This is a genomic window from Candidatus Hydrogenedentota bacterium (genome assembly GCA_018005585.1).
Taxonomy (GTDB): domain Bacteria; phylum Hydrogenedentota; class Hydrogenedentia; order Hydrogenedentales; family JAGMZX01; genus JAGMZX01.
The window spans coordinates 18,026-31,469 of record JAGMZX010000043.1 but is presented as its reverse complement, the minus strand read 5'-3'; the positions used below and the strand labels follow the sequence as shown (position 1 = coordinate 31,469).

Annotated in this window: 8 protein-coding genes, 2 tRNA genes and 2 rRNA genes; 8 read left to right on the top strand and 4 right to left on the bottom strand. The window is 60.5% G+C overall.

All coding sequences use genetic code 11. The features are described from left to right. The coding region (locus KA184_09595) for a hypothetical protein (GenBank protein MBP8129816.1) at positions 1 to 1,272 on the bottom strand (1,272 nt) is incomplete at its 3' end. Positions 1,273 to 1,375: 103 nt separating this feature from the next. Continuing rightward, on the bottom strand, positions 1,376 to 1,978 hold the full coding sequence (locus KA184_09590) for a hypothetical protein (GenBank protein MBP8129815.1): 603 nt from the start codon (positions 1,976 to 1,978) through the stop codon (positions 1,376 to 1,378). Between the two features lie 733 nt (positions 1,979 to 2,711). Between KA184_09590 and KA184_09585 the strand changes: the two genes are divergently transcribed. Together KA184_09585 and KA184_09580 are read left to right on the top strand one after the other, a co-directional pair. Continuing rightward, positions 2,712 to 3,137, top strand: coding sequence for a hypothetical protein (locus tag KA184_09585; GenBank protein MBP8129814.1), 426 nt, complete (start codon positions 2,712 to 2,714; stop codon positions 3,135 to 3,137). A gap of 6 nt (positions 3,138 to 3,143) precedes the next feature. Further along, positions 3,144 to 3,593: a DUF1569 domain-containing protein gene (locus KA184_09580; GenBank protein MBP8129813.1), complete on the top strand. Its 450-nt coding sequence runs from the start codon at positions 3,144 to 3,146 to the stop codon at positions 3,591 to 3,593. A 21-nt stretch (positions 3,594 to 3,614) separates the two neighbouring features. Here the strand turns inward: KA184_09580 and KA184_09575 are convergent, their stop codons facing one another. Beyond that, the gene (locus KA184_09575; protein MBP8129812.1) at positions 3,615 to 4,640 is read right to left on the bottom strand and encodes a DUF1080 domain-containing protein; all 1,026 of its coding nucleotides are present in this window, start codon (positions 4,638 to 4,640) and stop codon (positions 3,615 to 3,617) included. 94 nt (positions 4,641 to 4,734) lie between these two features. After that, positions 4,735 to 5,721 (bottom strand): tRNA dihydrouridine synthase DusB, encoded by a 987-nt coding sequence (gene dusB / locus KA184_09570; protein MBP8129811.1) that lies wholly within the window; start codon positions 5,719 to 5,721, stop codon positions 4,735 to 4,737. Between the two features lie 249 nt (positions 5,722 to 5,970). On the opposite strand from dusB, the gene KA184_09565 reads away from it, so the two are divergent. The 6 genes from KA184_09565 to KA184_09540 all read left to right on the top strand — a co-directional run bounded on the left by KA184_09565 (position 5,971) and on the right by KA184_09540 (position 13,441). Further along, a complete protein-coding gene (locus tag KA184_09565) occupies positions 5,971 to 7,077 on the top strand; it encodes a DUF1080 domain-containing protein (GenBank protein ID MBP8129810.1) in 1,107 nt (368 codons plus the stop codon). A 237-nt stretch (positions 7,078 to 7,314) separates the two neighbouring features. Beyond that, positions 7,315 to 7,653 carry a hypothetical protein gene (locus tag KA184_09560; GenBank protein ID MBP8129809.1) on the top strand — a complete coding sequence of 113 codons (339 nt, stop codon included), beginning with the start codon at positions 7,315 to 7,317 and terminating at the stop codon, positions 7,651 to 7,653. A 747-nt stretch (positions 7,654 to 8,400) separates the two neighbouring features. After that, positions 8,401 to 9,944: ribosomal RNA gene (locus KA184_09555) — 16S ribosomal RNA — on the top strand. 120 nt (positions 9,945 to 10,064) lie between these two features. Further along, a tRNA-Ile gene (locus KA184_09550) sits at positions 10,065 to 10,141 on the top strand. A 16-nt stretch (positions 10,142 to 10,157) separates the two neighbouring features. Then, a tRNA-Ala gene (locus tag KA184_09545) sits at positions 10,158 to 10,233 on the top strand. A gap of 202 nt (positions 10,234 to 10,435) precedes the next feature. After that, positions 10,436 to 13,441: ribosomal RNA gene (locus KA184_09540) — 23S ribosomal RNA — on the top strand. The 16S and 23S rRNA genes sit together here with 2 tRNA genes alongside, the layout of an rRNA operon. Positions 13,442 to 13,444: the final 3 nt, after the last annotated feature.

Sequence of the window (13,444 nt, the reverse complement as noted above, 5' to 3'; positions counted from 1 at the left end):
GTCCCCCTGGACCGGGTCTACGCCCGCGATGAGCGGGTTCGTCAGGCCTTGGCCCTCGTACGTGACGCGGAAGTAAAGACGCGACCCGCGCGACCCGGTATTGACAACCCAGAATTCCTTCTGCAGTTCTTCGCGCCCGAAATCGAGCGTGTCGATAGGCTCGACCGTCGGAAAGGCATCTTCCGGATTCGGCGCGTCTGATATCTCGACAACCGGGATGGGCAGGATCTCGACCACAACAGGCACCACGAGCGACTCGTCGCCGGACGAAATGATGAGGTCGTAGGCGCCGCTGCCCGCGATAATGCCGCGTGGGTCGGACACCGCCACCTCCACTTCGCTTTCCTGCGCGGGCAGGGTGGTACCGGATGCCGGCGCGACGCTGATCGCGGCGCCCGCATTCGGATTCAGCCGGTTCACCACCTTCACGAGCCACGGGCGTTCGATGGCGCCAATATTACGGATATGCAGGATGCTCGCGATTTGCGGAACTGCCTCTTCGGCGTCCACCGACTGCGCGTCCACGTACAAGGTCAGCGGCGAAGGCGTGACTTCAAGCCCCTGCAACTGCGCGCCGAACTTGAACGTCAGCAAATGTGAACCCGCGGCCGATTCCACGAGGAGGTAGAAGTCGTCTTGCCCCTCCGGCCAGCTGACCGTGACGGCGGTCTGAGCGGCTGGCGCCGTCGATCCGCTCGCAGGCGCCGCCGTGATGCCGGGCGGAAGTGGCTGTGTCTCCGCGGGGGCGCCGGGGTCCGGCACATACAGCACCTGCCAGGACGCCGCGGTCGCGCCCGTGTTCTGAACGGTGAACGACGTGCTGAGAGTGGTGCCCGCCAGCGTGAAAAGCGTGGGTGCAACCAGCAGGGTGGGGGAAATGGTCATCGCCACGGGAATGACTTCCGCGCCCGCGCTCGAAACGACCCGCACGCCCGTGTTGTTGTAGACGCCCACAGGTTGACCGCTCCGGTCGGCTGTCAGCGTCACGCGGTCCGTTTCGGTCGTTGCGCTGCCCGAGACCGGATCGACCGCAAGCCACGGCACGTCCTGCGTGATCCACGGCGCATCCGCGTTGGCGCGCGCGACCTCCTCAACCGACCAGTCCAGCACGCCCCCGCCCGAATTGAAAATCGTGAAGACACGCGTGACGGAAGTGTTACCGAAATCGAGGGCGCGCGGCGTGAGGCTGAGTTGCGGCTGCGGACAACCGGACAAGGCAAGCAACGCGACGGCCAATAGCAGCACCTGCGCCCCCGGCATCATCTTCGTCATACCAATCACCTCAACGCTCTGGTTACGACGTTCCCGCCGCCGGGCGGTGCATCCGCCCTCGCGCCGGGACGGCCGGCCACGTGGGGTCCCTCGGCCGCAAACGTCACGAACCGGCCTCGGGACGCTGCTCGACAAACACCTGTACGCCCGCCTGCTGGAGCGTGCTCACGTCGTCAACATAGGGTTCCTGTACTTCCCCTCCGCCGTCGAGAATGCTGTCCGGCAGCACAAGCGTGTCGCCATCGCCCAGACCGCCGTTGACCGCGTTGGCGACTAGCGCGCTCAGATCAAAAATGTCGTTCCCGTCCAGATACAGTTCATCCAGGAAGAACAGACCCGCCAACGGCTCGATATTCGTAATCTGGTTATAACCCAAGTCGAGGAATTCCAGATTGAACAAGGTCGTCAGCGACGTGATCGACTGGATTTGGTTGTCCTTGACGTTCAGGATTGTCAGGTTTGTGCAGTTCTCCAGGCCGTCCAGCGTCCGAATGTTCAGACCGGCCCCCTGGATCTCCGTTACGCGCAGCAGGTCGCTCTTCGTAAGACACCCGAACGGCTGGCCTAACGAGGCACGTATCGCGGACTCCAACGCGGGATCCCGGATGATAATGGGACCTCCGATACAGGGGCATCCGGCGAACACTACCGCCAGACAAGCCAGAAGTCCCACAAGCCCAAACGTTCTTGACCATTTCATCCACATGGCGTCAACCTTCCCGGCGGTTTCGGACCGCCCTGTCGGCAACATGTGATAATCGCGGGCGCCGCGCCGCGCGGGCCTGCGTCAAGTCCTTCCTAGTATGCGCGAATAGCTGTTTCTTGTCAAGAGTTTTCCCGGCGGCCCGCACCCACAGCGGCCCTCCGTTGCGGCCCTCCAAGAACCCGTTCCGTGCTGAGTTCGTGCAGCCTTGACTCCCGCTCGATTACAGCCACGTCGTTTCCCATCCGAGGGCGCTGCAGCGCGGTCAGGTAGTCCCCTGATCGCCTGTATCGTTGGGAGTCGGAATTTCGCACTTGCTGTTGATAAGGCCCACAAGAGGGGCAGAACCGCCGAAAGCCTCAATAATCGCGTTGAGCGCCATGACGACCTGGCAGAGAACATCCTGCCAAAGCTCGGCAGGTCTCGGCTTCCGACTGGACACGCAGAAAATGTGCTTCAAGGTAGCTTCCTCCTCTCCAAACCACGCAAACTCTGGCTCTTGGACCGGCGACAGTAACGTTAAATCCGTCCAGTTTGTAAACAGTTTACTCCAGTCCGCTCCAAATGTCAAGCATTCTTCACGTCCTGATATTATACGATGTTCCGCTCAAGTTATAACAGAAAAACCGCTTGCGCGCCATCGAAAAAATCGGAGCAGCGCAACCATCCCGCCGCGCCAAGGTATGTTATGATAGTGAGCGATGTGCGAAGAATATAAGAAAAGGGAGAGAAAGTCGTGAGTATGCGGTGGACACTGATGCTGACAGCGATTGCTGGGTCGGCGGCACTCGCCGGCTGTCCTTGCGGCAATCCCGAATTGCCCGTGACGCTGATACCGCTTTCGGGCCCCTTCGGCTACGCGGTCGAAGGCCCGTACGGACTCACGGGGCATTTGACCAAAGACAACCTCACGGACGCGACGTGGCATTTACGAGGTACTTTTGCGTTTCCGAACAGCGGTTACGCCGCGCTCGGGCCGGATGTGCAGGTTATGGAATCGTTTCCTGAACAGGTGGTAATTCGCCTGCGCATCCTGAAACCCAATCCGGGGACCATTACGCTGCCGGTGATTACCGAAGCACAAGTCGCACTGGACGTGGATGCATCCAATCAGGCTGTTTTCACCGTCGTGGTGGAAGAGCGCTGCCTGCCGGAGTTGTAGGCGCCCGTGGCGAGTCTGGACCGTACATACGCCGCGCATGCAAGGGACCGGTTGTCGTGTCTGCCCGCGAATGCGGCGCCGCGCTGGGGGAGCATGAATCCCGCTCAATTGTTTGGGCACCTGGCAACAACGCTGCGGTACTCGATGGGCGAGTATCCGCCGCTGCCCTCGCGTGCGAACTGGAGAAGCCGCTGGGTCTTCCGTCCGCTTATTCTGTACGGACTTGTGGCAATTCCGCGCAATGTCCGCCTGCCGCGGCAACACGGGGCCGCCTCTTCCATGCCCGAGGGCAGTCTCGACGCTCTGTGCCGCGCGCTCGATGAGTACCTGGACCGCCGCGAGGCAGGCGCGCTGCCCGCCGTCGTGCACCCGTTCTTCGGCATGCTCAGCGCCCGCGCATGGGCCCGTTTCCACGTGCGCCACTTCGAGCACCACCTGAACCAGTTCGGCGTGTAAGGCGCATACCTTGCCGCACGGCTATTTCCCGCGCAGGTCCACGATCCAGATATTACGGAACTGCACGTAGTTGTGATGGGCCTGCAGCCGGATGGGCAGCGGTTCCGTCGGCGGCGGCTGCAGGCGATCCTTTTCCTTCCAGTCCGTGCGCCAGCGCATCTCCTGCTCGTTTTGAATGAGTACGCCATTGTGATACACGGTCATGCGCGGGTACTCTACCAGCGCGCCCGCGGCATCGTAGCGCGGCGCGCGATAGGTAATGTCATAGGTCTGCCACTGCAACGGCGGCGCGCAGGCGTTCACGTTGGGCGCCGAGACCTTGTACAGCGCGCCGCACTCGTTGTAGAAGCCGTCGAGACCGTAGCTGTCCAGGACCTGTACTTCGTAGGTGTCCTGCAGAAACACGCCGCTGTTGCCGCGCTGCTGACCCCGCGCCGAGGGCAGCAACGGTGTACGGAACTCGATGTGCAGCCGCGCGTCGGCGAACGTGGCGTTCGTCTTCAGGTCTTTTCCATCGGGCGTGACCATGAGGGTTCCGCCCGGCAGGATTTCCCAGCCTTCCGGCTGCTGCCACGAGTCGAGGTTCGTGCCGTCAAACAGCACAACCGCCCCTTCCGGCGGCTTTTCCCCCAGCGCCGGCGACAGACGCATCACCTTTTTCATCTCGAACGTCGCACCACCCGCGCGCTTCCCGCCCGTGCACGTTTCACCCCGGAACTCGCCATAATAGCCGCCCTCCTTGAACGCCAGCGTGTCGCCCGTTTTCTCCACCTCGACCACGAGCAGCGGCGGGCAGCGCATGTCGAGCTTGGGCACCAGATTGATCCGGTACCGGTTGCGGCCCAGCGGAAATACCTGCGCGGCAATGTCCGGGTCGATGTCCTCTTCCGCCGACCAGCGTCCCACCCAATCTCCCATCAACGGGTCCGGCTCGGCGGGAAACTGCTCTTCGACGGTCAAAGCCGCGAACAGCGGGGCCATCGCCAGCGCCTGTGCGGCAATCAACGTCCAGACGCAACAACATGCAACGCTATGCTTCAGGACCATGGCGCGATCCTCCCTCCGGGTTGACGGAGGTAGTAGTATATACAATGACGGAGCCTGGAAACAGGCGGCGGCGGGCGAAAAGCGCCGCAGCGTCTCAGGCCACCCCGGCCTTCGCCTGCTCCTCGTACTCGCGAACGAACGCGTGCAGGCGGTCTTCGATCGACGCCACGTCCTCGAATTGCATCAGGTCGCGGCGCAGGTGCGCGATATTCTTCACCCCCTTCAGATAGCCCGCGTAGTGGCGGCGGAACGATAAGACGCCGCGCCGCTGCCCCCGGTGCGCCACGTGCGCCTTCAAGTGACGCAGGCACATGGCCACCCGTTCCCGCAGGTCCGGGTCGGGCAATCGTTCCCCTGTGGCCAAGTAATGCTTGATATGACGGAAAATCCACGGGCTGGTGATCGCGCCCCGGCCAATCATGAGACCGTCCACGCCCCGCGCGAACAGTTCCGCGGCATGTTCCGGGGCCACAATGTCCCCGTTCGCAATCAGCGGGACTGAACTGGCCTCCTTAATCCTCGGCAGCCAGTCCCAATCCGCCTTGCCGGTGTAGCCTTGCTTGCGCGTGCGGCAGTGCACCGTCAGCGCTTGCACGCCGAGGCCGGCTACCATGCGCGCCACGTCCAGGATCACGATCGAGTCTTCATCCCAGCCCAGCCGCGTCTTCACCGTCACCGGCAACGACGTGCCGCGCAGGACCGAGCGCACGACCGCCTCGAACTTCTTCAGGTCGCGCAACAGGCCCGCGCCGTCGCCGCGCTGCGCGATCTTTTTCACCCAGCAGCCGCAGTTGATGTCGATGAAATCGGGCCGCATCCGTTCCGCGATGCCTGCGGCGGACTCCATCGAGCCCTCCGCGCTGCCGTACAACTGCACCGCAATCGGCCGTTCCTCCTCCATCAGCCGGATACGTTCGAGCGCGCGCGGCACGTTCCGGGTCAGGGCCTCGCAACTCGTGAATTCCGTGTACACAATATCCGCGCCCTGTTCCTTGCACAACAACCGGAACGGCGTGTCCGTCACGTCCTCCATCGGCGCCAGGCATAAGGGCCGCTCTATGTCAATCGCGCCTATTCGCATCTGTTCTCATATCCTGCAGCGATCATACCCCGCTCTCCAGCCATGCAACAAGCGCTGCGAGAAGCGGGCTTCCCCGGCTGCTCCCCGCCGGGAGACCGGGCCAGCCATCCGGTGCGGCATCCCCCACGTTGCATTTCGGGGGCATGCAGTCATAAAGTTGTGGAACCCGCGCATGCGCGCGTGGATTGATGCGGGGGGATTCGGCAGGCAGACAACTGAAGGACGAAACAACAGACGAAGGAGCGTGTCATGTTCTTCAACAAGCGAATGCAGGTAGTCTTGTGCGCGGCCGCGGTGCTGTCTCTCGCGGCCGCGGGCCATGCCCAGCCGGTAGCGGAAGGGGAATGGATCAATCTTTTTGACGGCGAGTCGCTTTTCGGCTGGACGGTCTTCGGCGACGGGGACTGGACGGTTGAGGAAGGCGTGCTGGTCTGCGCCAAGGGCACGGGCGGGTGGCTTGCCACGACGTGCCAGTTCAAGGATTTCGAACTGGTCGCGAAAGTCCGAGTGAAAAAGGGCTGCACGTCGGGGCTGGTCGTCCGTGGCGGGCTCGAAGGGCATCCCAGCGAGAACGGGTCGGCGGTCGTGCCGCTGGCCACGCCGGAAGGCGCCGAGGCGGTCTGGCGTGAAGTCGTTGTAAAGGCTCTTGGCGACACGATTTCCGTCACGATAGACGGTCAACCGGTCGATGGGGTCAAGGCGGGCCGCGCGAGGGGCTATATCGGCATACAGTACCACCACAACGGTCGCGCCCGGGTCGAGGTGTCCGAGATGCGGTTGCGTCCCCTGGCCCTGGAACCACTGTTCAACGGTGAGAACCTCGACGGCTGGAACATCATCCCCGGCCACGCGTCGAAATTCCAGGTCGTCGACGGCGCCATCAACATCACGGATGGCAACGGCCAGACCGAAACGGCCAACGTCTACAAGGATTTCCTGCTTCAATTGGAAATCATTTCAAACGGCGAGCATTTGAACAGCGGCGTCTTCTTCCGGGGGCCGGTAGGCGTATTCTGGAAAGGTTACGAATCGCAGGTGCGCAACGAATGGCGCCGCGAAGACCGCGGCATACCCGCGGACTACGGCACGGGCGGCAACTACGGCAACCAGCCCGCGCGCAAAGTCGTCTCGAGCGATGGCGAATGGTTCACCAAGACTATCATTTGCGAGGGCAACCACGCCGCCGTCTGGATCAACGGGTATCTTGTCAGCGACTACTATGACACGCGGCCCGTCTCGCCCGAAGGCGACGGCAAGGCCGGTTACGTTCCCGGGCCGGGCACGATTCATCTGCAGGGCCATGACCCCACAACAAACCTGTCGTTCCGCAAGATTCACTTGCAGCAGTATCCTTGACCCCTCCGAGACTGCGGCACGGAGCATCGGGGCGGCCAGCATGGCCGCCCCTTTCTTTTGGCTGCACAAGCCTTTGCCAGTAAAACACTTACCGTAACTCCTGCGGCGCGGTTGCGTCTCGCCCGCCGGCCCGAATATTACCGAACACGGGGACGTTTCCTGTCGAGACGCAACGCTGGAACGCAGCACGGACTCGGAAAGACCTCGCTTATGCAAGATGCTCATTTTAAAGAACTTATGAAATCTCAACCAGACAACTGCACACCGGAGGAATTACGCGACAAGCGCGCCGCAGGCGAAAAATTCCTGTTGCTTGACGTGCGCACCGCCCGCGAACACGCCATCGTGCGGCTTGACCCGTGCGTGCATGTGCCGGTCCAGGAACTCGAAGACTCGCTCGACCAACTCCTCCCGTGGCGCGACCACGAAATCATCGTGTTGTGTCATCACGGCATACGGTCCGCGCGTGCGCAAGCGTGCTTGCGCGCACACGGCTTCACCCGGGTCCGCAACCTGACGGGCGGCATCGACGCTTACGCCGCCCGCGCGGACACCACCCTGCCGCGGTACAGATAAGACGCCGGGCATGCGCGCACGAACCGTGACCTGTTTTCAAAACACACTAACCGCTATATGCAGATGTCTAGTGTTATGCTTATATGTTCTCAGAAAATACCAGATTTGCGCCATATTTTCTCGATGCGGCCGATTATTGAACCAAACGCCGCGCCCGGTGGAAACGCCCGCAGGGCGCGGGCACCTCTACCAAAAAAAGATGTTGACACGGGGGCCGGACAATGGTAATATAACGTCCCTCGTTGCTGTTCGCAGCGGCGGGGAAACGTCCCAACGGGCCGTTCGCAAGAGCGCACGCCGATGGGTAAGCCAAGCGGCGCGCAGGATTTGACACGGCTCGAATCCACATGATACGCTATCGGGAACTTCCCTGTGCGGGAAGCGGCCTTGGCGGCGCGGAAGGGCTCAAGAGGAGCTGAGAAGCGCTTGACAGCGGCAAGCCGATCTGCTATCCTAAAGGATTGGGACTGGACATAAGAGAATAACCCGGAACGAGCGGCGGCGGACGACAGGAACCGGCGCCGGTGGGCGAAGAGGCCAACGCGAAGCCGCACGGTTGTGGGTTCTTTTTCTCTGTGGGCTCTTTGAGAATTGAATACGGTGTATGTTGACGACGTACGCCTTGTGCGATGCGGCGGCAAGCCTTCGGGCTGCGCCGTCGCCTCAACACAATTCCTATCGACAAATTCCGACAGGAAGACAATCCGTACACAAGCGCGGGCGCCGCGAGGCGCCAGTGCGTGTTTTTTATCGGAGAGTTTGATCCTGGCTCAGAACGAACGCTGGCGGCAGGCTTCATACATGCAAGTCGAGCGGGCAGTAGCAATACTGTCAGCGGCGAACGGGTGAGTAACAGGTGGATAACCTGCCTTCCGGTGGGGGATAACGGCTGGAAACGGCCGCTAATACCGCATGTGGTCACTGTTTCACAAGTGACGGTGAAGAAAGGGGCCTTTAAAGCCCCGCCGGGAGATGGGTCCGCCCCCCATTAGGTAGTTGGCGGGATAACAGCCCACCAAGCCGACGATGGGTAGCCGGGCTGAGAGGTTGGCCGGCCACACTGGAACTGAGACACGGTCCAGACACCTACGGGTGGCAGCAGTAGGGAATATTGCGCAATGGGCGAAAGCCTGACGCAGCCATGCCGCGTGGGGGATGAAGGCCTTCGGGTCGTAAACCCCTTTTCTGAGGGAAGAAACGTCTGGGGAGGAAATGCCCCGGACTTGACGGTACCTCAGGAATAAGCAACGGCTAACTCCGTGCCAGCAGCCGCGGTAATACGGAGGTTGCGAGCGTTGTTCGGAATTACTGGGCGTAAAGGGGGCGTAGGCGGTCGGGTAAGTGGAAAGTGGAAGCCCGGGGCTCAACCCCGGAAGGGCTTTCCATACTGCCCGGCTGGAGTTCGGGAGAGGAAGGCGGAATTCCAGGTGTAGCGGTGAAATGCGTAGATATCTGGAGGAACACCAATGGCGAAAGCAGCCTTCTGGCCCGATACTGACGCTCAGGCCCGAAAGCGTGGGGAGCAAACAGGATTAGATACCCTGGTAGTCCACGCCGTAAACGTTGTGCACTAGGTGTGGGAGGTGTCGACCCCTCCCGTGCCGAAGCTAACGCATTAAGTGCACCGCCTGGGGAGTACGCCCGCAAGGGTGAAACTCAAAGGAATTGACGGGGGCCCGCACAAGCGGTGGAGCATGTGGTTCAATTCGAGGCAACGCGAAGAACCTTACCTGGGCTTGACATCCCGCGCTACTCGTGGAAACACGGGGTTCCCGCAAGGGACGCGGAGACAGGTGTTGCATGGCTGTCGTCAGCTCGTGTCGTGAGATGTTGGGTTAAGTCCCGCAACGAGCGCAACCCCTGTCCTTAGTTACCAGCGGTTCGGCCGGGCACTCTAAGGAGACTGCCGGTGATAAGCCGGAGGAAGGTGGGGACGACGTCAAGTCATCATGGCCCTTACGCCCAGGGCTACACACGTGCTACAATGGCCGGTACAATGGGTCGCGATACCGCGAGGTGGAGCTAATCCCAAAAAGCCGGTCTCAGTTGGGATTGGAGTCTGCAACTCGACTCCATGAACCTGGAATCGCTAGTAATCGCGCATCAGCCACGGCGCGGTGAATACGTTCCCGGGCCTTGTACACACCGCCCGTCACATGACCCGAGTCGGGTGCACCCGAAGTCGCTGGCTCAACCCGCAAGGGAGAGAGGTGCCGAAGGTGTGCTTGGTGAGGGGGATGAAGTCGTAACAAGGTAGCCGTATCGGAAGGTGCGGCTGGATCACCTCCTTTCTAAGGAGTACCGAGAACTCGTCCGCCACGGCGGACTTCAGTTCAGGTCGACGCGCAAGGCGGTCCGAAAACATACACCGTATTCAGCGTTCAGAGAGCGCCACGGTTTCGACCGGAGCCGGGCTCGTAGCTCAGGTGGTTAGAGCGCACGCCTGATAAGCGTGAGGTCGGTGGTTCAACTCCACCCGGGCCCACCACTCTACCGGCAGCTACGGGGATGTAGCTCAGTTGGGAGAGCGCGGGCTTTGCAAGCCTGAGGTCGTCGGTTCGATCCCGATCATCTCCACCAGGGAGTGGCCGGGGCCGGCGCAGAGCCCGGCGGGCGGCGCGAAAACGAACGCGAAACGGTTTGACGGCCGGCGAGGCCGGTCCGTCATGCGGTCTTTGACAATTGAATACAGGTGCAACACGGGCACGTTTGAAGAGTGCACTTGGATTGCTCGTGCGCCGCGCGCTTTCCCTTCGGGGGGAGTGCGACGGTGACGATTTTTGGCCAAGCTACCAAGGGCCTGTGGTGGATGCCTTGGCACCGAGAGGCGATGAAGGACGTAGCTACCTGCGATAAGCCCCGGTTAGCTGGAAGCAAGCTTACCCGGGGGTCTCCGAATGGGACAACCCCGCCGGGCAAACCCCGGCGATCCTCGACTGAATGCATAGGTCGGGGAGGCCAACCCAGGGAATTGAAACATCTTAGTACCTGGAGGAAAGGAAAGCAATACGCGACTCCGCTAGTAGTGGCGAGCGAACGCGGAATAGCCCAAACCGGAAGTACGTGATAGGCCGTATCCGTTGTGCTTCCGGGGTTGTGGGGCGTGTCAGGGGAGCGATGCGGCGCTCCCGGAAGGTTACAAAACGACCCTCTAGCCGAATACGTCTGGATAAGGCGAGCCATAGCGTGTGATAGCCACGTAGGCGAAAGAGGACCGTCCTTCTGGATACGTTCCCAAGTAGTGCGGGTCACGTGAAACCCCGCGCGAATCTAGGAGGCCCATCTCCTAAGGCTAAGTACTACTCGGTGACCGATAGTGAACAAGTACCGTGAGGGAAAGGTGAAAAGCACCCCGAAAGGGGAGTGAAATAGTACCTGAAACCGCAGGCCTACAATCAGTCGAAGGGCTATGCATTGCAAGCCTGACGGCGTGCCTTTTGCATAATGAGCCGACGACTTCTCCTACGTGGCAAGGCTAAGGGCTTTTGGTCCGGAGCCGTAGCGAAAGCGAGTCTTAATAGGGCGACAAGTCGCGTGGGACAGACCCGAAACCGAGTGATCTACCCATGGTCAGGGTGAAGTTTCCGTAAAAGGAAATGAAGGCCCGAACCAGTGGCGGTTGAAAACGCTTTGGATGAACTGTGGGTAGGGGTGAAAGGCCAATCAAACTCGGAAATAGCTGGTTCTCCTCGAAATGCCTTTAGGGGCAGCGTCGTGTGGTAGCATCCGGGGGTAGAGCACTAAATGGGTTAGGGGGCCTACCAGCCTACCGACCCCAATTAAACTCCGAATACCGGGTGTGAAATCACGGCAGTGAGAAGGCGGGGGATAAGCTCCGTGTTCAAAAGGGAAACAGCCCAGACCGCCAGCTAAGGTCCCCAAGCTACGCTAAGTGGTAAACGAGGTGTAGTTGCTAAGACAACCAGGATGTTGGCTTAGAAGCAGCCATTCATTTAAAGAGTGCGTAACAGCTCACTGGTCGAGTGATTATGCGCGGAAAATGTAACGGGGCTAAGCGTAGCACCGAAGCTGCGGGTTGTGCCGCCATGCGCGGCGCAGCGGTAGAGGAGCATTCCGTTCCGGGTTGAAGCGCGATCGAAAGAACGTGTGGACCGAACGGAAGTGATTATGTCGGCATTAGTAGCGAAAAGACAGGTGAGAATCCTGTCCGCCGAAAGTCCAAGGGTTCCCGGGCCAGGTGACTCCGCCCGGGGTTAGTCGGATCCTAAGCCGAGGCCGAAAGGCGTAGGCGATGGGAAACAGGCGCAAAGATTCCTGTACCACCTCGCGACCGTTTGAGCGATGGGGTGACGCGGGAGGATACGGCAGCTGTCTGTTGGTTGACAGTCTAAGCGTGTGGGCCGCGGTCCAGGCAAATCCGGACCGCAACAGGCCGAGACGTGAAGGGACGCTGAAATCTTCGGACAAAGCGGATTGCCTTATTCCATACCGCCAAGAAAAACCTCTAGCAAGGGAGCAGGTGTCCGTACCGTAAACCGACACAGGTGGACGAGAAGAGCATTCTAAGGCGCTCGGGAGAACTCCCCTTAAGGAACTCGACCAATTGGCCCCGTAACTTCGGAAGAAGGGGTGCTCTAGATGGTGAAGGGCCTGCGCCCGGAGCCGTCTGGAGCCGCAGCGAAGAGGCTCAGGCGACTGTTTACTAAAAACACAGGTCTCTGCAAAGTCGCAAGACGACGTATAGGGACTGACGCCTGCCCAATGCCGGAAGGTTAACGGGAGAGGTCAGCGCAAGCGAAGCCTTGAACCGAAGCCCCGGTTAATGGCGGCCGTAACTATAACGGTCCTAAGGTAGCGAAATTCCTTGTCGGGTAAGTTCCGACCTGCACGAATGGCGTAACGATCTGAGCATTGTCTCAAGGGGAGGCCCGGCGAAGTTGCATTACCCGTGAAGATGCGGGTTACCCACAGAAGGACAGGAAGACCCCGTGGACCTTTACTACAGCTTGATATTGCACTTCGTTGCGATATGTATAGGATAGGTGGGAGACATTGAAGCTGGGGCGCCAGCCTCGGCGGAGTCAATCTTGGAATACCACCCTTATCGTAATGGTGTGCTAACTCCGCACCCGTGAAGCCGGGCGGAGGACAGTGTCTGGCGGGTAGTTTGACTGGGGCGGTCGCCTCCCAAAGCGTAACGGAGGCGCCCCAAGGTTCCCTCAGCATGTTTGGAAATCATGCGCAGAGTGTAAAGGCACAAGGGAGCTTGACTGCGAGACCCACAAGTCGAGCAGGTGCGAAAGCAGGGCTTAGTGATCCAGCGGTTCCGTATGGAAGGGCCGTTGCTCATCGGATAAAAGGTACCCCGGGGATAACAGGCTTATCTCCCCCAAGAGTTCACATCGACGGGGAGGTTTGGCACCTCGATGTCGGCTCGTCACATCCTGGGGCTGAAACAGGTCCCAAGGGTTCGTCTGTTCGCCGATTAAAGTGGCACGCGAGCTGGGTTTAGAACGTCGTGAGACAGTTCGGTCCCTATCCTCTGTGGGCGCAGGAGAATTGAGGGAAGCTGCCTCTAGTACGAGAGGACCGAGGTGGACGAACCTCTGGTGTTCCGGCTGTCACGCCAGTGGCACCGCCGGGTAGCTATGTTCGGAAGGGATAAGCGCTGAAAGCATCTAAGCACGAAGCCCATCCCAAGATAAATTCTCCCTCGACCCTCGGGTCGCTGAAGGGTCCTGGAAGACCACCAGGTTGATAGGCGGAAGGTGTAAGCGCAGCAATGCGTTCAGCCGATCCGTACTAATCGCCCGTGAGGCTTGGCCTTACT

Coding starts and splice junctions, on each gene's coding strand:
- KA184_09590 (MBP8129815.1), bottom strand. CDS start 1,978: ATGTGGATGAAATGGTCAAGAACGTTTGGGCTTGTGGGACTTCTGGCT.
- KA184_09560 (MBP8129809.1), top strand. CDS start 7,315: ATGAAATCTCAACCAGACAACTGCACACCGGAGGAATTACGCGACAAG.
- KA184_09575 (MBP8129812.1), bottom strand. CDS start 4,640: ATGGTCCTGAAGCATAGCGTTGCATGTTGTTGCGTCTGGACGTTGATT.
- KA184_09565 (MBP8129810.1), top strand. CDS start 5,971: ATGTTCTTCAACAAGCGAATGCAGGTAGTCTTGTGCGCGGCCGCGGTG.
- dusB (MBP8129811.1), bottom strand. CDS start 5,721: ATGCGAATAGGCGCGATTGACATAGAGCGGCCCTTATGCCTGGCGCCG.